This window comes from Mesorhizobium robiniae (assembly GCF_040545535.1).
GTDB lineage: Bacteria > Pseudomonadota > Alphaproteobacteria > Rhizobiales > Rhizobiaceae > Mesorhizobium > Mesorhizobium robiniae.
On record NZ_JBEPMC010000003.1, the window covers coordinates 418,119 to 438,066 of the forward strand.

The 19,948-nt window shown below is 63.9% G+C and carries 11 protein-coding genes; 9 read left to right on the top strand and 2 right to left on the bottom strand.

The window, feature by feature from the left end; all coding sequences use genetic code 11:
* Positions 1-211: 211 nt before the first annotated feature.
* The 5 genes from ABID19_RS10200 to ABID19_RS10220 all read left to right on the top strand — a co-directional run bounded on the left by ABID19_RS10200 (position 212) and on the right by ABID19_RS10220 (position 11,614).
* Entirely contained in the window at positions 212-4,507 is a 4,296-nt protein-coding gene (locus ABID19_RS10200; RefSeq protein ID WP_354490152.1) for a putative Ig domain-containing protein, read from the top strand.
* Positions 4,508-4,707: 200 nt separating this feature from the next.
* Entirely contained in the window at positions 4,708-6,078 is a 1,371-nt protein-coding gene (locus ABID19_RS10205; protein ID WP_354490154.1) for a cytochrome ubiquinol oxidase subunit I, read from the top strand.
* Positions 6,078-7,082, top strand: a complete 1,005-nt coding sequence (locus ABID19_RS10210) for a cytochrome d ubiquinol oxidase subunit II (RefSeq protein ID WP_352927614.1) — start codon at positions 6,078-6,080, stop codon at positions 7,080-7,082. Before ABID19_RS10205 ends, ABID19_RS10210 begins: the two co-directional genes overlap by 1 nt.
* Positions 7,083-7,209: 127 nt before the next feature.
* Positions 7,210-9,789, top strand: coding sequence for a mechanosensitive ion channel family protein (locus ABID19_RS10215; protein WP_354490156.1), 2,580 nt, complete (start codon positions 7,210-7,212; stop codon positions 9,787-9,789).
* 184 nt (positions 9,790-9,973) lie between these two features.
* The gene (locus ABID19_RS10220) at positions 9,974-11,614 is read left to right on the top strand and encodes an ABC transporter substrate-binding protein (RefSeq protein WP_354490158.1); all 1,641 of its coding nucleotides are present in this window, start codon (positions 9,974-9,976) and stop codon (positions 11,612-11,614) included.
* A gap of 24 nt (positions 11,615-11,638) precedes the next feature.
* On the opposite strand, the gene ABID19_RS10225 is transcribed toward ABID19_RS10220, so the two are convergent.
* Both ABID19_RS10225 and ABID19_RS10230 read right to left on the bottom strand, forming a co-directional pair.
* The gene (locus ABID19_RS10225) at positions 11,639-13,138 is read right to left on the bottom strand and encodes a pyridoxal phosphate-dependent decarboxylase family protein (RefSeq protein WP_354490160.1); all 1,500 of its coding nucleotides are present in this window, start codon (positions 13,136-13,138) and stop codon (positions 11,639-11,641) included.
* A gap of 25 nt (positions 13,139-13,163) precedes the next feature.
* Positions 13,164-14,249, bottom strand: a complete 1,086-nt coding sequence (locus ABID19_RS10230) for a PLP-dependent cysteine synthase family protein (protein WP_354490162.1) — start codon at positions 14,247-14,249, stop codon at positions 13,164-13,166.
* 216 nt (positions 14,250-14,465) lie between these two features.
* On the opposite strand from ABID19_RS10230, the gene ABID19_RS10235 reads away from it, so the two are divergent.
* From ABID19_RS10235 to ABID19_RS10250, 4 genes are all read left to right on the top strand, one after another.
* Positions 14,466-16,484: a transcriptional regulator gene (locus ABID19_RS10235; protein WP_354490163.1), complete on the top strand. Its 2,019-nt coding sequence runs from the start codon at positions 14,466-14,468 to the stop codon at positions 16,482-16,484.
* Positions 16,485-16,777: 293 nt separating this feature from the next.
* The gene (locus ABID19_RS10240; protein ID WP_354490165.1) at positions 16,778-17,527 is read left to right on the top strand and encodes a GntR family transcriptional regulator; all 750 of its coding nucleotides are present in this window, start codon (positions 16,778-16,780) and stop codon (positions 17,525-17,527) included.
* A gap of 138 nt (positions 17,528-17,665) precedes the next feature.
* Positions 17,666-18,907 carry a D-amino acid dehydrogenase gene (locus ABID19_RS10245; protein WP_354490166.1) on the top strand — a complete coding sequence of 414 codons (1,242 nt, stop codon included), beginning with the start codon at positions 17,666-17,668 and terminating at the stop codon, positions 18,905-18,907.
* Between the two features lie 67 nt (positions 18,908-18,974).
* Entirely contained in the window at positions 18,975-19,811 is an 837-nt protein-coding gene (locus ABID19_RS10250; RefSeq protein WP_354490168.1) for a maleate cis-trans isomerase family protein, read from the top strand.
* The last annotated feature ends 137 nt before the right edge of the window (positions 19,812-19,948 follow it).

Genomic DNA, 19,948 nt, shown 5'->3' on the forward strand with positions numbered 1-19,948 from the left:
TTCCTTCAACCGTGAGGCTTAGGGCTGGCAAGCCAGCATCACCTGTTTAGGCTACAGCATTACTGGTGTAGCAAAAATGCATCGGATTTGCTTAATATTGAGCCTCAGTCGCCGCATCCGATATCTCACGACAACTTCATGGAAATTCTGATTGCACTGCGCCGGTAGATCATCCTTATAGATCGAAAGTCACAGACTTGGCGGGGGCGTCATGAAATCGAAGAGACATGTGCGAACGGTTGCGCGGATACTGGGCGCGATCGCGATGGTCTGCGCCTGGTCGGCCAGCGCATCGGCGCAAAGTTGTGCTCCCGGCGAGACGGCACATCCATTCGGTTTTACCGGCGGACAGCAAACCATAACCGTTCCAGACGGCGTAACCCAGGCCACGGTTTTTCTCTCGGGTGCCCAGGGTGGTTCCGGCAGGAGTGGCGCCGGCACTATTGGCAATAGCCCCAACAGCCCCGGCGGCGTCGGCGGCCTCGGCGGCCGCGTTCGCGGCACGCTTCAGGTCACGCCCGGCGATGTGCTGACCATCGGCGTCGGCGGACAGGGCTCGCAGGCTGTCAATCCTGGCGGTGTTGGGGAAGGGGTCGATGGCATTGGCGGTGGCGCAACGGATCTGCAACGAAGCGGCAGCCGTGTCGCCATAGCAGGCGGTGGCGGTGGGGGCGGCAATGCCGGCTGGAGCACAGCCAATGCGATTGCCGGTGGTGCCGGAGGTGTAGGCGGTGGTGGCCTTGGCCTTGCAGGCGCGACTGTACCCGGTGGCACAGGGCCATTCGGTGGCGGCGGCGGCAGCGTCGGCACTGGCGGTGCGGGCGGTGCGGGTTGCGGCGCATTTCCCGCTACAGCCGGCGGCGCCAACGGTGATGGCGGAGATGCCTTCAATTTCTCGGGCTCCTTTACCGGCGCCGGATTTGGCGGCGGCGGTGGCGGTGGCGCAGTCACTGGCGGTGGCGGCGGTGGTGCTGGTGTGGGCACGACCGGCTGTCAGCAGAACTGGAATGGCGGCGGCGGCGGTGGTGCGGGCGGTAGCTCGGGTGTCACGGGGCTGCAATCAGCGACGATCAACAACGGTGTTGTCGCCGGTAATGGCTCAGCTCTGATCTGCTTTTCCGAGCCTCGCTTCTTCGTCGGCGGCACCGGCAGTAGCGCTAGCGGTCCGGTCACCCTTCAACTGAACAGCTCGAGCGGCCCTCAGACCGTTACTGTCGCAGCCGGCGCGGCCGGCTTCACTTTCCCTACCGGATTGCTCAACGGCACCAGCTGGAGCGCCTCGATAGTCTCCAACCCGGCGCAGGAAATCTGCACGCTCCAACCAACATCCGGCGCCATTGCCGGCGCCGATGTGACCAATTTGGTGCTCGCCTGCACCGCCGTGACCGTCGATATCTCGCCATCGACGCTGCCCGGCGGCGTGTCGGCGGTGGCCTATAGCCAGACCCTCACGGCCACCAGTCCAAATGGCGCAACCGCCCCCTTCAGCTTCGTCATCTCATCTGGTTTGGTTCCTGCGGGGTTGACACTATCGTCGGCAGGCATCTTGTCAGGGACGCCGAATACGCCCGGCACTTTCAGTTTCACCGTGCAAGCAACATCGGCCAACGGCTTTTCCGGCACCCGGGCCTACTCGCTGGCGATTGTCGCACCGGTGATCGCGGTGGAACCCGCGAACGTCCCCGGTGGAGTGGCCGGAACCGCCTATGGGCCGGTGGCATACTCTGCAACGGGCGGAACAGAACCTTACAGTTATGCGCTGAGCGCCGGCGCGCTACCGGCCGGGATGACCTTGACCGCTGGCGCACTGGCCGGGACACCGACTGTCGCCGGCAACTTCAACTTCACCGTGACGGCCACCGACGCCAATGGCTTTACCGGTTCACGGGCTTACACTTTGGCCGTCGTTGCCCCTGCGATCAGCATCGAACCTGTCAGCTTTGGCAATGGGACGGCCGGCACTGCCTATGGGCCGGTGGCGCTGTCGGCTCAGGGCGGAACGGCACCCTATAGCAATGCAGTGTCTGCCGGCGCGCTGCCGACCGGGATGACCTTGACCAATGGCGAACTGACGGGGACACCGACTGTCGCCGGCACGTTCAATTTCACAGTGACGGCCACCGACGCGAATGGCTTTACCGGTGCGCGCGCCTATGCGCTGATCGTCAACGCGCCGGGCATCGACGTATTGCCCGACAATCTGGCAAATGGAACAGCCGGCACTACCTACGGACCGGTGGCGCTTTCGGGTCAGGGCGGTGCAGCGCCTTATACGTTTGCACTAACAGCCGGCGCCCTGCCGGCCGGGATGAGCTTGACCAATGGTCAGTTGGCGGGAACGCCGACCGCTGCCGGTACTTTCAACTTCACCGTGACGGCCACTGATACCAACGGCTTTCCCGGCGAAAATGTATACACTTTGACCATCGACGCCCCACAAATTACCCTGGGACCGGACAGCCTTCCGATCGGAACCGGGGGCGTTGTCTATGCGCCCGCTACCTTTGCTGCAGCAGGCGGAACCGCTCCTTATAGCTATACACTGACGGCTGGCGCCTTGCCGGCTGGTGTAACCCTGACCAATGGCGATCTCACGGGAACGCCGACGGTCGCCGGCAACTTCACCTTCACCGTAACGGCCACCGACGCCCATGGCTTTACCGGCGAGCGCGCCTACGCGCTGACCATCGAGGCGCCGGAGATTACACTGGCACCTGGTAGCCTGCCGACTGGCAACGTGTTCGATGCCTATAGTGCGGTCACGATAAGCGCTCAGGGTGGTACAGCGCCCTACAGCTTTGCCCTGACTGCGGGCACCTTGCCGGCGGGCCTGAGCCTTGGCGGCAACCAGATCTCCGGCACGCCAACGGAATCCGGCTCGTTCAATCTCACCGTGACGGCGACTGACAATCTCGGCTTCATCGGCCAACAGGCCTATACGCTCGTGATCGAGAGAACGCAGCCGGAAGCACAGGATCACACGCTGACCGTTCTGGCCGGCACCACCGGCACGGTCGACCTCACCCAAGGTGCGGTCAATGGCCCGTTCACCAGCGCCGCCATTGTCACGCCGGCGCCAGGCGAGGCCGGCGAGGCGACGATCGTCGCTGAAAGCGGTACCTACATCCTCAGTTTTGCGGCGTCCGCCACTTTTGCCGGCGCCACCAGCCTGACCTATACGCTGTCCAACTCCGATGGCGCGTCGGCGCCGGCGACAGTCACCATCAATGTCACCGCCCGCGCCGATCCATCGCGTGATCCGGAAGTGATCGGCCTGATCCGGGCACAGACGGAAAGCACCAAGCGGTTCGCCAACACGCAGATCCGCCACTTCAACCAGCGCCTCGAACAGCTTCACAATGAGGGCGAACGGCGCACAAATTCCATCGGCGTAAATCTCGGCGTCCAAAGCGATCCGAACGATCCGGACGCCTATGCGGAGGAGATCGTGCAGAGCGATCCTGCGCTGGATGCCATCCAGCGCGTTGTACCCGACGCGGCGACCAACACCGCTAACGGCAACCGTACGGCAACAGCCGCGCAGCCGCTGCCCACCACTGCCACAGCCTATGCGCAGGACAAGCCCGGCCAGCAGCGCCAGGCGCCGGCCACCGGCACGGCGATTCAAGGCACCAGCGGCAGCGCCGCGGCCGACCCGATCGTCTCCGACAGCCCATTTGGCGAACTCGCCCTCTGGAGCGGCGGCTATGTGAATTTCGGCAAGAATGACGATGGCGCGCTCAAGCTGGAAAGCACCCTGGTCGGCGTCAGTGCCGGCGCCGATTACCGGTTCAGCCCTCAACTGACCGCCGGACTCGGCTTCGGCTACGGGCGCGACGTCACCGATGTCGGCGATAACGGCACCGAAAGCCATGCCAAAGCCATTTCCATTGCGGCGTATGGCAGCTACCGCCCGGTGCCTGGCTTCTTCCTCGATGGGCTCGCCGGCTATAGCAGCCTGGATTTCGACAGCGAGCGTTACGTGACGGGGACGGGCGACTTCGCATCGGGCACACGCAGCGGCGACCAGATCTTCGCCTCGTTCTCGGCCGGCTATGAATATCGCCGGGACGGGCTTCTGATCTCGCCTTACGGGCGGTTATCAGGCTCGCGCTCCAGGCTCGATGGTTTTACCGAGACCGGTGCCGGCCTCGACAATCTGACCTTTGGCGAGCAGGAGATCGACACGCTGTCTGGCACGCTCGGCCTGCGGCTGGAAAAGGCGATGCCCATGGGCTGGGGCGTGCTGACGCCACGCCTGCGGCTGGAATACACGCATGATTTCGAGGGGTCGAGCCGCGCCAGCATGGGCTATGCCGATCTGGGCACCTTGCCTTATGGGTTCGACGTCGAAGCCTTCTCGCAGGATCTGCTGTCGGTTGGCCTCGGCTTTGACGCGCAGATGGGCGATGGCTGGAATTTCGGCATGAATTACAGCACCGTAGTCGGTACCGATGGCGACAGCCAGGATCACACCGTCTCGGCCAAGGTCGGCATCCGGTTCTAGTGTTGAGATCGGCCAACCGGTCTCAAGGCGCTAGGCCGTACACTGATCCGAGTATAGGTGCCTACCCTGGCTTTGACGATAACGCCTCAGGAATAAATGGTCCCGTCCTGCGGCGTTCCGCCTCGCGTGACGCCACGCCGCTTTGACCGTTTGGCGCATCCGGCCTATCTTCCTGCCATAAGCAGCAGCCGGAGCCCACCATGGACCCGCTCATCCTTTCGCGCATCCAGTTCGGCGCGAACATCTCGTTCCATATCCTGTTTCCGGCTATCACCATTGCACTTGGCTGGGTGCTGCTGTTCTTCAAGCTTCGCTACAACGCCACGGGCGATTCCGCCTGGATGCGTGCCTATTTCACCTGGGTGAAAGTGTTCGCGCTGTCTTTCGCCATGGGCGTGGTTTCGGGCGTCACCATGAGCTTCCAGTTCGGCACCAACTGGCCGGGTTACATGGAGACCGTCGGCAACATAGCCGGCCCGCTGCTCGCCTATGAGATCCTGACCGCCTTCTTCCTCGAGGCCGCGTTCCTCGGCATCATGCTGTTCGGTTTCCGCCGTGTCTCCAACCGCATCCACACGCTGGCGACCGTGCTGGTGGCCGGTGGCACCACCCTGTCCGCCTTCTGGATCATCGCGCTCAATTCGTGGATGCAGACGCCGGTCGGCTTCGAGATGCGCGACGGCGTCGCCCATGCCGTCGACTGGTGGGCCATCGTCTTCAATCCATCGATGCCCTACCGGCTCATCCACATGCTGCTTGCCTCAGGCCTGACGGTTTCGTTCCTGATCGCCGGCCTGTCGGCGCTGCGCTATCTCTATGGAGATCGCTCGGAATCGATGTGGAAGGCATTGCGCACCGGTGTCTTCACTGCGGCGATCCTGATCCCCATCCAGATCTTCGCCGGCGACCAGCACGGCCTCAACACGTTGGAGCACCAGCCGCAGAAGATCGCCGCCATGGAGGCCAACTGGAACACCGGACCAAACGTGCCGCTGGTCCTCTTCGCGCTTCCCGACGAAGCGGCAAGAGAAAACAAGTTCGAGGTCACCATCCCCGACGGGGCCAGCCTCATCCTCAGGCACAGCGCCAGCGGCGTCGTGCCGGGGCTGAACGACTATGTCGGCAACCACCCGCCTGTTTTCCCGGTGTTCTGGGCTTTTCGCATCATGGTCGGCACCGGGGTCTTGATGCTCGTCGTATCCTGGTCGGCCGCCTTTTTCTTGAAGCGCCGCCACAGCCTGCCGAAACTGCTGGCCCTGGTGATGGTGCCGATGGCGCTGTCCGGCTGGCTGGCGACGCTAGCCGGCTGGTACACCACCGAGATCGGCCGCCAGCCCTGGCTGGTGACCGGCGTGCTGAGGACTGTCGATGCCGTCGGCCCGGTCGCCGGCAGCCAGGTCGCGCTGTCGCTTGCCGTCTATCTCGCCCTCTACGCGCTGCTTCTGATCGCCTATCTCGGCGTGCTGGTGCATCTGGCCCTGAAGGCGGCGAAGGATGGTGACGCCTCGCCGCTGCCGGGTGTCCTCAACGCGCCGCTGTCGCAGCCCGTCGCCCAACCAGGAGACCGGTGATGACCCTCGACTGGCCGACATTGCTCCCCGTCATCTTCGCCGGCCTGATGGGCCTTGCCATCCTGATCTACGTCATTCTCGACGGCTTCGATCTCGGCATCGGCATCCTGTTCGCGGTCGCCGAAGACGCCGAGCAGGACACCATGATCGCCGCGATAGGTCCGTTCTGGGACGCCAACGAGACCTGGCTGGTGCTGGCCGTCGGCTTGCTGCTGGTCGCTTTCCCGCTGGCGCACGGCACCATCCTCACCGCACTCTACATCCCCGTCTTCCTGCTCCTGGTCGGCCTCATCCTGCGCGGCGTTGCCTTCGACTTCCGTGCCAAGGTGCCGGCCGGTCGGAAGCATCGCTGGAACCGCATCTTCTTCCTCGGTTCGGTCATCGCCTCGCTGGCACAAGGCTATATGCTTGGGATCTATGTGCTCGGCCTGGATGTCGGCCTGGGCGGCATCGCCTTCGGCGCGCTGGTGGCGCTCTGCCTTGCGGCCGCCTATGCGGCGATGGGCGCGGCCTGGGTCATCTACAAGACGGAAGGCGAATTGCAAAAGAAGGCGGTGCTCTGGTTGCGTAGTGCGCTGGTGCTGACCGCACTCGGCATGGTCGCCGTTTCGCTGGCGACGCCGCTCGCCAGCCCGCGCATCTTCGACAAATGGTTCGTCTGGCCCTCCATGCTCTATCTGTCGCCGCTGCCGGTCCTGTCGGCGATGCTGTTCGGGTGGCTATGGCGACAGACCTTTCATCTGCCCAAGGCAGACGACCGCCATGCGTTGATACCGTTCCTGACGCTGGCCGCCATCTTCACGCTGGGCTTTGCCGGGCTTGCCTGGTCGTTCTATCCCTTCGTCGTGCCCGACAGGCTGACCATCTGGCAGGCGGCATCCGCGCCCGAAAGCCTTGCCATCATCCTGGCCGGCACGGTGGTCGTGCTGCCGATCATCATCTTCTATTCGTTCTACGCCTACCGCGTCTTCGGCGGCAAGGCGACGGATCTGACCTACGATTGACGGCAAGCGCCGCGATCCGGCGGTGTTCCATGACCCTGCGGAAACAGAATATTCACCTTCCGCGGCAATAACCCTTCTTCGACAGAGTCCCGCCCACTGCTGCACGGGCGAGAAGAAGGACAATGCAATGAGCGGTGTCCCCGTCGCATCAGCGAGCCAAGATCGGCTGGCCTCGGTCCTGATCCGTATGATCGCTCTGATCGTGGCGCTTGCCTTGGCCGGCCTGCTGCCGTTGCTGCAGCAGGCAAATGCCCAGGAGACAGCCGACTGGACCGGTGCCAACTGGAACGGCGTCTGGGACACGAAATGGCGCGGCGGCGGCGCCGAGATCACGTTCGAGCAGACCGGTGCCGATGTAAAGGGCGTCTACCCGCTCTACAACGGCCGCATCGAGGCTAAGGCTGAAGGCGGAAATCTTGTCGGACGCTGGTTCGAGGGCGATCGCCAGGGCGCTTTCCTCTTCGTCCAGTCGCCCGACGGCGAGAGCTTCATGGGGCGCTTCGAAACTGCCACGGCCGAATGGTGGACAGGCGTGCGCGTCAGCGCCGTCGAGGACATCCGTGTCGACCAGACCAGCCCGATGACGACCATGCGCTCGTTCCTGCAGGCGATGAACGAGAGCGGCGCCGACAATGTACCGCGCGCAACCGGCGGCGGCATGGGCCTCGCCGCCCGGGCGGCCGGGTTAGTCGATGTCGCCGAGGCCGACCGCGGCGGCCTCAACATGCCCGACTACACCAAGCTTCTGTTCAATGTCATCGACAATGCCACCTTCCGCCTCTGGAGCCTGCCGCACGACGCGATCGCCGGCGACGAGGTGAGAGCCAAGCTCCAGCAATATGGCACCAACGTCTTCTTCGACGTCACTTTCCGGCGCAGGCAAAGCGAGTGGTTCATCGTCGGGCCGCCTTCCGGCCTGCTCCAGGCCAAGCTCGCCGAATTCCAGGCGGCACGCGGCGAAGCCGTCGATTGGGTCGACGATCCAGCCAAGCTGGCCTCGCCACGCGATACGTTCAAGGTGCTGCTCAGCGGCGTCACCGAGGCCGGTAACATGGCGCAGGCGGCGCTCAATCTGCGTGACTACAACCCCGCCGTGCGCGCCGACGAGGCGGTCCTTCTCGAGCGCTATCTGAAGAAAGTCATCGATCGTATCGGCTATGTCTATTGGCAGGAAATTCCGGACGACCCCATAAGCAACACGCCCTACGTCTATTTCGAGCATCCGTCCGGCAACATAGTCGTCGGGCCGGTCGAGACGGATTCCGCTGGCACCGGCAAAGGCAAGATCTGGCAATTCACGCCCGAGACGCTCGCCAATATCCGCACGCTCTATGCCGATGTGGAAGAGGTCCCGGTGGCGCCGGAATTCGCCGCTTTCGCCAGCACCGACCCGTTCTTCGCCACGCGTGGCCTGGCCCGCGAGATCAGCCCCCGCCTGCTCACCCGCGCCGGACCGATGGAGCGCTGGCAATGGTGGATGCTCGGCCTGGCAGTGCTGGCCGGCATTGTCTTCGGCTTCATCGCCAATGCGGTCATTTCCTTTTTCACGCCCAGCCAGAACCGCTCGCAGCGGTCGGGTTTCCTGCGCGTGGTCGAATGGGCGGTACGTTCGATCTTCCTGGGCCTTTTCCTTTTGGTGACATTGCGCCCGCTCGGCCTGCCGCAGGTGGTCGCAGCACCAGTGAAGGCCGTGGCCTGGAGCCTGATCGTGATAGGTTTCGTACCGGTGATCTGGCACCTGATCGGCAGGATCGCCGATCGTTATCGTAGCATGTGGCAGGTGCCGGGCTATCACGACACGCTGATTTCGCTGTCCACCGGCGTGGCGCGCGTGGCCGTGCTGATCGTCGCCTTCCTGCTGTTGGCCGAAGTGCTCGCAATTCCTTACGAGGGCGTCATCGCCGGTCTCGGCATCGGCGGCCTCGCCGTGGCGCTGGCAGCGCAGCCGACGCTGCAGAATTTCCTCTCCGGCCTGACGCTCTATGCCGACCGGCCGGTCAGCGTCGGAGACTTCTGCAAGTTCGGCGGACAGTCGGGCACCATCGAGCATATCGGCATGCGCTCGACCCGCATAAGGTCGCCCGACCGCACAATCATCTCGGTGCCGAATTCGGATTTCGCCGGCATGCAGATCGAGAATTACGCGCATCGCGACCGCACCCGCTTCGCGACGACGCTGCAACTGCGCTACGAGACCACACCCGATCAGTTGCGCTATACTTTGGCCGAGTTGCGCAAGCTGCTGATCGCGCATCCGCGCGTCATCGACGACCCCTGCCATGTGCGCTTTATCGGCTTCGGCCCCTATTCGCTCGACATAGAGGTGTCCACCTATATCATGACGGCGGACGGGTCCGAGTTCCTCGCCATACGCGAGGACATCCTTCTATCCATCATCAACATCATGGACGATGCCGGCACGCAGTTCGCCTTCCCCTCGCAGTTGGAGTACACGGCCGCCGATCTGCCGGCCGACGAGGAAAAACGAATCGCTGCGGAGAAAAGGGTCCGCGACTGGCGTGAGGCGGAAAACCTGCCTTTCCCCGACTTCAGCCAGATCGAGAAGCTCGCTCTCAACAACACCCACGCCTATCCGCCGCAGGGCTCGGCACAATACCACGAAATGAAGCCCGCCCCGACATCGACTGCGGCCGGAGCGACGCGGGAAAAGCTGCGCTGGAGCCTGCCGTGGAAAAAAGGCGCGTAGCTCGGCGCTTCTGCATCGCAGCAGTGCCGGCCCCTTCTACCTCTGCGGAACAGCGCACAACAACTGCGGAAACCAGAACACTTCCCCGATCAAGCCCACACTATCATCGCCTATGACCAGGGCGCCCGGCGACCGCATCCGCCCCCGCGAAGCGGTCGCCGGGCGCCGACAGGGAGGATCGACTATGAAGTTCATGTTGACCGGCAGGTCATTGCATCCGCAGGCCGAGCCCGTCGCCGACGGGTTTAAGAAGGGCCAGATGAACCGGCGCGAATATCTCGCCACCATGGCAGCACTCGGCGTCAGCGCCGTCGGTGCGCTGACGCTGGGCGGCCTGGCACCTTCCCCGGCCAGGGCGGAGGAGCCGAAGCGCGGCGGCGTGCTCCGCGTCGCCATGAACGTCAAGGGTTTTAAGGATCCGCGCACCTTCGACGGCGTCGAAATGTCCAACATCGCCCGCCAGTGCAACGAATATCTGGTCCGCTGGAACCGCGATTTCACCTTCGAGCCGTGGCTGCTCGAGAGCTGGGAGACCAGCGACGACGCCCGCGTGCTCACGCTGCACGTCCGCAAGGGCATCACCTGGTCGAATGGCGATACCTTCAACGCCGACGACGTCGTCCACAATCTGACGCGCTGGTGCGATGCCGGCGTCCCCGGTAATTCGGTCGCCGAGCGCATGGGCGCGCTGGTCGATGCCGCGACCAAGAAACCAGTCGACGGTGGCATCGAACGCGTCGACGACTTTACCGTCCGGCTCAATTTGCCGAAGCCCGACATTTCGCTGATTGCCGGCATGACCGACTATCCGGCGCTGATCATGCATCGCAGCTACGATGGCGACGGCGATCCGCTGAAGGCGCTGGCGATCACGTCAGGGCCTTGCGAGCTGGCGGTATGGGACGCTGAAGTCGGCGCAGAAGTCCGCCGCAAGGATAAGCCTTGGTGGAAAGGCGACTTCTACCTAGACGGCATCCAATGGGTCGACTACGGCTCCGATCCCAATGCCATGTTCTCGGCTTTTGAATCCGGCGAGATCGACACCAATCACGAAACTGCCGCCGATACGGTCTCGCAGACCGACGCCATGGACCTGAGCAATTCGGAGCTTGCCACCGGCTCGACGATCGTTGCGCGCTTCAACGTCGGCAATGCGCCCTATGACGATATCAGGGTGCGGCGGGCCGCCCAGCTAGCGGTCGACAACAGCGCGATCCTGAAGATCGGCATGAACGACCGCGGCAAGCCGGCGGAGAACCACCATGTCGGGCCGATGCACGCCGAATATGCCGACATCGGTCCGGCCGTCCGCAACGTCGACGAAGCCAAGGCCCTGCTTGCCGCAGCCGGCAAGTCCGACCACGAATACGATCTGATATCGGTCGATGTCGACTGGCAGAAGACGACTGGCGACGCCATCGCCGCGCAGATGCGCGACGCCGGGCTGAAGGTAAAACGCACCGTGCTGCCGGCGGCGACATTCTGGAACGATTGGAGCAAATATCCCTTCTCCTGCACCGAATGGCTCGGCCGGCCGCTGGGCGTCCAGGTGCTGGCTCTGGCCTACAGATCAGGCGCTGCCTGGAACGAGAGCGCCTATGCCAATCCCGAGTTCGACGCCTTGCTCGACAAGGCGCTGGCCACGCCTGATGCCAGCGCCCGCAAGGAGATTATGGCCAAGATCGAACAGAATTTGCGCGACTCCGGCATCATCATCCAGCCCTATTGGCGCTCGGTCTACCGGACGTTCCGCAAGGGCGTGCATGGCTGCGAGCAGCACCAGTCGCTGGAGCAGCATTTCGAGAAGGTCTGGATTGAGGCGTGACCTTGTCGTTGCCGGTCGCTTGAATCAGCGGCCGGCGGGTGCCCCTGAAATCTCCTTCCCAAGTCGAACCGTCTCCCGCACCAGTAGGTCAAGATCCTCGCGTCGGGTCCGGTGGTTGTTGATCGCCACCCTGAGGCAATGCTGGCCATGCACCGTCGTATCCGAGAGGGCGGCGATGCCTTCTTCCTGCAGCCTCAGCATGATCTCGGTGTTGAGCGCCTTCAGCGCTTCGCCCGTCAACTCGTCGTCCGCCAGCCCATCACCGCGGTAGCGAAAACAGACGATGTTGATGCTGGTCGGCGCCGTCAGCTCAAGGGTCGGCTCGGCCTCGATCAGCCCGGTGAGAATGTGGCCCTGGGCGATGTTCTGGTCGATCAGCCGGCCGAATTTTTCGATGCCGTGCTCCTTCAACGCCATCCACACTTTCAGCGCGCGAAAGCCGCGTGACGTTTGCAGGCCGTAATCATGCAGCCATTGTCCGGATGCCAGTCCGCGTGGCGTCGATTCCAGATATTCCGGCGTGACCGCAAACGTATTGCGGTGCGAGGCGCCGTCCCTGACCAGAGCGCAGCCGACCTCGAACGGCGCGTGCAGCCATTTGTGCGGATCGAGCGCGATGGAATGGGCGCGTTCGATGCCGGCGACCCGGTGGGCATTTTCCGGCGCAATGGCGATCAGGGCGCCGATGCAGCCGTCGACATGGAACCAGAGGTCCTCTTGAGCCGCCAGCCTTGCCAGCGCCTGCAGATCGTCGATCGCGCCGGTATTGACAGTGCCTGCCGTGCCGATGACGCAGGCCGGCTTGAAGCCGGCCTTGCGGTCCTCGGCGATCGCCTTGCGCAATGCGTCGATGTCGATCCGCAATCCGGCGTCGGTCGGGATGCGGCGCAGCGCCCGGTTGCCGAGGCCGAGCGCTTCCATCGCCTTGCGGTGGCAGGAATGGAGCTGGTCCGAGCCGTAGAAACGCAGCGGCTTGGCCATGGCGGCGACGCCATACTCGCGCACGTCGACGCCGGCCTTGGCATTGCGCGCCACGGTCAGGCCGATGATGTTGGCCATCGAGCCGCCGCTGACCAGCGTGCCGCTGGCGGATTGCGGAAAGCCCAGCATCTGCTTCAGCCAGTCGACGACCTGGCTGTCCATCAGGGCGGCGGCATGATTGCCGCCGCCGAGATTGGAACCCTGTATCGCTGCCAGGAAATCACCGAGCGCCCCGGTGAAATTGCTCGACCCCATGTACCACGACCAGAAGCGCGGATGGATGTTGCCCATCGGATAGGCCATCAGCTTCTTGACGACGTCGCCATAGACTTCGGCAAGCGGCGTTGGCGATTGCGGCAGGGCCGCGGTGAAGAAGTCCCTCACATCTCCAGGCATCTCCTGCCACACCGGCCGGTCTCTGACATCGCGCAGGTAAGCGACGGCATCGTCGACGATCCGGTGCGACAGGATCTGCACATCGGCCCAGTCCGAGGGGTCAAGCGTTTCCTCGGTCGTGGTGGAGAATCCAGACGGCGTGTCCATGCAGGTCGCCCCCGATATGCCGCCGTCACGCCGGGAACTGGCAGCCCGGCGTCGACTGCGAAAGCGCAATCTCCTCGGCGTCCATCTCGGCCTCGATGCCGTCGAACAGCGGCGTCGTCATGTAACGTTCGCCGGTGTCGGGCAGCATGCACAGGATGACCGAGCCGGGTGCCGCCTTTTCCGCCACCTGGAGCGCCACAGCGAAGGCGGCGCCGCCGGAAATGCCTGTGAAGATGCCTTCCTTCTGCGCCAGCGCCTTGGCCCATTTCATGCCTTCCGGTCCGGGCACGGGCATCACCTCGTCATAGAGGCTGGCGTCGACCGCCTCCTGCAGCACGTTGGGGATGAAATCCGGGGTCCAGCCCTGGATCGGGTGCGGCTCGAAGGCCGGATGGCTGGCAGCCGGCGCGCCACCGGCGCCGCGCTCCTGCGCCTTGCCGCTGCCGATCAGCTGGGCGTTGGCGGGCTCGGCCAGCACGATCCGCGTCTCCGGACGCTCGCGCCGCAGCACGCGCCCAACGCCGACGACAGTGCCGCCGGTGCCATAGCCGGTGACGAAGCAGTCGAGCCGAGATCCGACGAAATCGTTGATGATCTCGCGCCCGGTCGTCGCCTCGTGAATGGCGGCATTGGCCTTGGTCTCGAACTGACGGGCCAGGAACCAGCCATTGGCCTCGGCCAGCTCAACCGCCTTCTTGTACATGCCGAAGCCTTTCTGGGCGCGCGGCGTCAGCACTACTTTGGCGCCCAGCATGCGCATCAGCTTGCGCCGTTCGATGGAGAAACTGTCGGCCATCGTCACCACCAGCGGATAGCCCTTCTGGGCGCAGACCATGGCAAGCCCGATGCCGGTGTTGCCGCTGGTCGCCTCGACGACGGTCTGCCCCGGCTTCAGGGCGCCGCTGCGCTCGCCCTCCTCGATGATGTTGAGCGCCAGCCGGTCTTTCACCGAGGCCGCCGGATTGAAGAATTCAGCCTTCACATAGATCGTCACATGATCGGGGCTGAGATTGTTGATCCTGATCACCGGCGTATCGCCGACCGTGTCGAGAACGCTGTCGAACAGGCGGCCGCGGCCGGCCGTGGTCCTGATTTTCCGTTGCTGCAACATGTCTGCTCTCCTCTTTTTGTTTTTGTCACAAGTTGTTGTCGTCACGAGCCGGTTACAAACCGGCGGTTTGGGCGGCGAGGTTTCGAGACCTTGCCGCGGTAAGGTGCCTGTGCCGGCAATGCCGGCGTCCGGCGCGGAAATTCGTTGCCGGATGCACTCTATCGCTTTCAGTGATAAAGCAGAGGGCGATAGGCCAGCGTGGGAGCAAGCGTGGAAATGCACGTGGAATCCGCTCGATCGAGCCTGGACGGCGGTAGGGCCGGGCTGTCCGTGCGGCTGCTCGGGCGGCTGACGATCATGCGCGATGGCGCCGCCGTGCAACTGCCGGCATCGCGCAAGCTGTGCGCGCTCTTCGCCTATCTGGCGCTTGCGCCGCACGCCGTGAGCCGCAGCCGCCTGTGCGAGCTCTTGTGGGACGTACCGAACGATCCGAGGGGCGAGCTTCGCTGGTGCCTGAGCAAGCTCAGGGGCGTTCTCGAGGATCCCGCCAAGATCGAGACGTCGGGCGACACGGTCGCGCTTGATCTCGGCGGCAGTTTCGTCGACGCGATCGATATTGCCTCAGCCGCCGCCAAGGGCGTCGAGACACTCGATCTGGAGCGCCTGCAAGCCTTGTCCGAACTGTTCGTTGGCGATTTCCTCGAAGGCTTGGAGATCGACCGCAGCCCGCATTTCATGAGCTGGGTGACTGCGCAGCGCCGCCGCTTCAGCTCATGCCATGCCGCCATTCTGGAGCATCTCGTCAACAATCTCCCGGTGGGCTCCAGGAGCGTGTCCGCCCACATCGAAAGATGGCTTGCTCTGGCACCCTTCGATGGGCGTGCCCATGTCGCATTGCTGGAAAATCTTGCCCAGCGCGGCCAAGTCGGCGCGTGCGAGGAGCATCTTGCCGCCGCCGCGCAACTCTTCCAATCCGAGGACCTGGATTTTGCCCCGGTCCGCGACGCCTGGCGGGCGATCAAGGACCGGCCGTCGGTAGCCACGCCATGCGCGCGCTCCGTGGTAAGTTTGGCGCCCCCGATTGCGCTTGCCGAACCCGATGCCGCGGTACCGCGCCGGGCCTCGCTTGCGGTGATGCCGTTTTTTGAGGAAGCCGGCGTTGGCCCCCGTGGTGGCTTGGCCGACGGCCTCACCCACGACATCATCACCCGCCTGGCCAAGCTCAGGGATTTCTTCGTCATCGCACGGGGCTCCGTCTTTGCGCTGGCGGAAAAGGACATCGCGCCGGAGGATGCCGGCCGGCGGCTGAATGTCGACTATGTCGCCACCGGCGCGGTGCGCAGCCTGCCAGGCCGCATCATCGTCAGCATCGAACTGGTCGAGGTGCGCACCGCCAGGATCGTCTGGACCGAGACGTTCGAGCGCCGGCCCGACGACATCTTTGCCGTGCTGGACGAGATCGGCAACGCCATCGTCTCGTCGATCTCGAACGAGATCGAGACGCGCGAGCGCAACCGCGCCATGCTGAAGGCGCCGAACTCGCTCAATGCCTGGGAGGCCTACCATCGTGGCCTCTGGCACATGTACCGCTTCACCCGCACCGAGAACGAACAGGCCCGGCATTTCTTCGACATTGCCTTGAAGCTCGATCCGACCTTCGCCCGCGCCTATGCCGGCCTGTCCTTCACCCATTGGCAGAATGCTTTCCAGCGCTGGGGCGACCGCGAGCAGGAAAGCGCGCTCGCCTTCGAGGCGGCCGGGCAAAGCCTTCTGGTCGACGATCACAATCCCGCCGCGCACTGGGCCATGGGCCGGGCGCTGTGGCTGCGCGGCGAGCAGGACGGCTCCCTCATCGAGCTGGAACGGGCTGTCGACCTCAGCCCTAACTTCGCGCTCGGCCATTATGCACTCTCCTTCGTGCACTCGCAGTCGGGCGACCCGAAATCAGCGATCGGCTCATCCGACCATTCCAGGCATCTCAGCCCCTTCGATCCGCTGCTGTTCGGCATGCTCGGCTCCCGCGCCATGGCGCTCGCCCGGCTCGGCCAGTTCGACGAGGCGGCAGAATGGGCGCTGAAGGCCGCCGCCCGCCCCAACGCCCACGCCATCATCCTGGCCATCGCCGCCCACTGCCTGGCGCTGGCCGGACGGCAGGACGAGGCCCGAAATTTCGCCGCCGCGCTGCGCAAGACGCTGCCGAATTACCGCGCCGACGATTTCATCAACACCTTCCGCTTCGAACCGGATGCCGAGGCCCTGTTCCGGCAAGGGGCGAGAAGGATTGGGCTGGGGTGATCCAACCCGGGACGGTGCTTTTGAAGCGAATGAGCCCGAGCCATGCCTCCGTCTGACACGACCTCAACCGATCGCGGCCCCGATCCTCGGCCGGCTCTTTCCCCGTGGCGGTAACTGAGTGCAGTTTGCGACTCAGCTATGTATCATATCAGAGTTGGTCTTCTCGGGAGGCTAATGCGTGTTGCCCAAAGGTGCATAGCGGCTTTGGGACAACGACATGCACAAAAACAGGAACGCAAAGCGCGCCGCATAGGCCTCTTCAGACGCGTGCGTGGACATGGCATGAGGACAGGATGGCAAAAAAACCCAGAAATGACGCCGGTGCCGGGGTAGAAGTCCAAACGCGCGCAAAAGAGCGAGAGCGCATCGTCCGTGCTGCGGACAGTGTCGATAGGGTCTACGCGACGATCAAGGAGTTCGCGATCGACTATCGTTTCCGGCCGGGGGAGAAGATCAACGAGGTCGAACTCGCGACGGAACTTGGCGTAAGTCGCACGCCGGTGCGCGCGGCTCTCAACAGATTGCAGCGCGACGGCTTCGTAGCGTCAGTTCCCAACAAGGGATTCTATGCCCGCGAACTCACGCCGGAAGCCGTGCGCGATCTCTATGAACTTCGCGCGGCGATCGAGCGGGCCGCATTCGTCCTGGCTTGTAAGCGGGCATCGGATACCGAGATCCAGGCCACCGTCGACGCATGGACGAAGCATAGCAGCCTGAAGGGTGAAGGGTCGTGGGCGAAGGTTGCCGTTGCCGATGAAAGTTTCCACATGGCCCTGACGCAATTGTCGAAGAATGCGCAGATGGTCAACGCGCTCGATGGCCTATGTTCGCGGATTCGCTTTTTCCGGCGCATCGATCTGGAGTCCATGCCGCGCCGCAGCCACAGCTACCAGGAGCATGAAGCGATCATTGATGCCCTGCGCCGTCGCGATGCCGCGGGCGGGGCAGCGCTGGTCGAAAAGCACATCACGCTGAGTTCGGCGCATGCGATGGAGGTGGCGACACGCGGTCTGGCGCGGATCTTCTTTGGGACGGCCGCGTAACAGGACAGCCAGGCGAGCCAAACGCCTGACGATCCCCGGAGCCCTCTCTCCCGCCGGTGTCTGGCGATTGCATAGAGCCTCTTGCGGTTCGCAAATTACATTCTAAAGTGTACTCACTTTGCGATTTCCGGAGGCGTCATGCGCGTAGTGGTGCTGGGTGGCGGCGTCGTCGGTATCACGACAGCCTACCAACTGCAAAACGATGGTCACGACGTCGCGCTCATTGAACGCAACAGCGAGGTCGCCGCCGAGACGAGTTGGGGCAATGCCGGCATGATCGCGCCAGGCCATTCCTTTGTCTGGTCGTCCCCCAAGGCGCCGATGACCTTGCTGAAATCGCTGGTGCTCAAGGACCAGGCGCTGCGCTTCAAGTTCTCGGCGGATCCGCGGCTCTATACGTGGTCCTGGTTGTTTCTCATGGAATGCACGGCCGCCAAGGCGCGACGCAACACGCTGCTCAAGCATCGCCTCGCCGCCTACTCGCAGGCGGTGCTGCGCGAGGTCGTTGCCGACGAGCAAATCGACTACGACCGTAACGATCGCGGCATCGTCTATTTCCATCGCAGCCAGCAGGCACTCGATAGCGGTGTCGAGCATATGAAGCTGCTGCAGTCGGACGGACAAGAGATCGAGGTGCTCGACCGAGACGCGATCGTCGCGCTCGATCCGTCGCTGGCGTCGGCCAAGGACAAGATTGCCGGCGGCATCTATTGCCCGACCGACGAGACCGGCGACCCGGCAAAGTTCACCAGGGCCCTCGCCACCAAGATTGTCGCCCGGGGCGGCGCCATCCACACAGACACGACGATCACCGGCGTCGAAACATCAGGCGACGCTGTCGCGCAGGTGCTCACCGACAAAGAGCCTTTCAGGGGCGATGCCTATGTGCTGGCGCTTGGGAGTCACAGTCCTGCTTTGGCAGGCAAGATCGGCATCCGGCTGCCGATCTACCCGATCAAGGGCTATTCGCTGACGATTCCGATCGGCAATCGTCCGCTGCCGCCGACCATCGCCTCAGTCGACGAGCACAATCTGGTCGCCATCTCGCGCTTCGGCGACCGCATCCGCGTCACCGCGACGGCGGAGTTCGCCGGCTACGACACCAGCCATAAGCCCGCCGATTTCGCTTTCATGAAAGGCGTGACGCAGGAGCTCTACCCCGAAGGCGCCGACTACGACCGCGCCGAAATGTGGGCTGGTCTGAGGCCGATGACGCCGAACAATCTTCCCACCTTCGGACGGCAACGCTTGCGCAACCTCTTCCTCAACACCGGGCATGGCCACATCGGCTGGACCATGTCGCACGGGTCGGCCCGGATCACCGCCGACCTGATCGCCGGCCGGACGCCGGCCATTCCGATGGATGATCTTTTGACCTAGAGCATGATCCCGAAAAGCATGCCCTCGGGCCTGACCCAAGGGTGGGAACCAGTTTTCGGAGAGGATCATGCTCAAATTGAAAGGGAACGCCATGTCTCTCAACCTTGCCGCCCCTCGGTTTTCAGGACCGGTCGATCCCAAACCGGTCGATCTTGGCGTGCTGCCGTCGGAACTCGACGGCGGTCTGGCGTCACGGGCGGCGATCGGCCTTGTGGTGCTGGCCACGGATCAGACCCTGGAGCATGAATTCCGCGCACTCGTGCGCCAGCCCGGTGTCGCCTTCTACGAATCCCGCGTGTTCAGCGACAACGACATAACGACTGACACCTTGCGCGCCATCGGTCCCAGGATCGCGCCGGCCGTCGACCTCATCTTGCCGAGCATTTCCCTGGACGTCGTTGCCTTCGGCTGTACCTCGGCAACGATGACGCTCGGCGAAGAGGCGGTTTTCGCGGAGATCAGGAAGGCACGGCCAAATGTCGCCTGCACCACACCGGTCACCGCAGCACTCGCGGCATTCAAGGCTCTCGACGTCAAAGGCATCGGCCTGCTGACGCCCTACGCGCCGCAGATCAACGAAAACCTCGTTGCCTATTTCAGCGGGCGCGGCGTCGGCATATCGGCCGTCGCGACCTTCGACCGACGCGACGATCGCGACGCCGCCCGCATCGCGGTCGCATCGATCGAAGCTGCGGCCGAGCAAATGGCTGCCGCGCCGGGGGTGGATGCGGTCTTCATATCATGCACCAGCCTGCGCATCGCCGAAGCGGCCGCCGGGCTCGAGCAGCGTATCGGCGTGCCGGTGACGTCCAGCAACCACGCCATGGCCTGGCATTGTCTGCGGCTCGCCGGGATCAATGACGTCGTGCCCGGCGGAAGGCTTTTTGGATTGCCAAGCAACTGACCGGTTATCGGACGTCGAGGCCATGTTCCGAGAAGGCGCCAAGCGCATCGGGCTGGGTGATCCACTCCAGTTCAGGCCTGCTTCAACCGGTCAAGGCCGCGATCCTCACCGTCCGACAGCCGAACAAAAGCCCGGCA